At 52.9% G+C, this 927-nt stretch carries 2 protein-coding genes; one reads left to right on the forward strand and one right to left on the reverse strand.

The window, feature by feature from the left end; all coding sequences use genetic code 11:
* The first annotated feature begins 345 nt into the window (after positions 1-345).
* Complete coding sequence (locus ACIP1X_RS28465) at positions 346-648, forward strand: hypothetical protein (RefSeq protein WP_212544426.1); 303 nt, start codon at positions 346-348, stop codon at positions 646-648.
* A 99-nt stretch (positions 649-747) separates the two neighbouring features.
* On the opposite strand, the gene ACIP1X_RS28470 is transcribed toward ACIP1X_RS28465, so the two are convergent.
* Positions 748-927, reverse strand: a 180-nt coding sequence (locus tag ACIP1X_RS28470) for a hypothetical protein (protein ID WP_400755924.1), incomplete at its 5' end; no start/stop codon positions are given.

Raw genomic sequence — 927 nt, forward strand, 5'->3', positions numbered from 1 at the left:
TACCAAAGGTCACGTGGGTTGGGATGAGCCAGTACAAGATCCGATCCAGGCCATTCAATGACGAACGCCTGCCTTACAGCGGCAGGAGCCTTGCGGCCAACCGGAAAACCGAACCAGAGTGACTGGGATTCAAATCAGAAATATTCGCACGTTGACCGCGTCCGGGACTGTAGGTCATCCGGCGCCTGAGAACGCTTGAGCCCGGCATGCTAGCACAGATGAGCGGTCACTTATGCCTCTGTTTGATCAGAAGGCAAATCGTCCGTTTTTATGCCAGAGTGCTGAACTTGATCGGCCTTTCAGCCCTCAGATAACAAGACATTGACCCACAAGGAGCATCCTCGCATGCGTCTGAATACCCTGTTCGCCGTCGTCGCCCCTATCGTTATGCTGCTGCCGTTGACTGCCCACGCCGATTGGCCGAAGGGCGAGCGCGAAAAGTACATGGCGCAGTGCACACAGGCTGCGACCCAACAAATCGGTGCTGCGGCAGCGAAATCTCATTGTGCTTGCGGCGCTGACGCCATCAAGTCTTATCCGGCCAGCGACATTCAGGCGCTGATGGACAACAAGGCAACTCCTGAACTGCAGCAGAAAGCGCTGGGCCAAATCGCCAAATGCAAGGCAAATACCCCGGCGAAAAAGTGATCAAAAAAGTCTTTTGAATCGGCTCAGCGCCTCTAAAAAGGGCTGAATTTGAGCCTTTTCGGAGGATTTATGCAGGTTTTACAGGTTTTTTTATTGTCTTTACGTTCCGCGCAAACCCTTGTAAACCGGGGCTTCCAGCCGAAACAGGCAGTAAAGAAAACACGACTGATTGGCAAACAGCACGTCCGGGGGGCTACCAAAGCGAACATTTCGACTATGATACTCCGGTGTGCCCAGTTGGCCTGAGCAGCACAGCACTACTGAAAATATATGTTTCTT

This window comes from Pseudomonas sp. NPDC088885 (assembly GCF_044750025.1).
Classification (GTDB): domain Bacteria; phylum Pseudomonadota; class Gammaproteobacteria; order Pseudomonadales; family Pseudomonadaceae; genus Aquipseudomonas; species Aquipseudomonas rustica.

Bases quoted from the DNA above. Each gene is read 5' to 3' on its own strand.
- ACIP1X_RS28465 (WP_212544426.1), top strand. From the start codon at position 346: ATGCGTCTGAATACCCTGTTCGCCGTCGTCGCCCCTATCGTTATGCTG.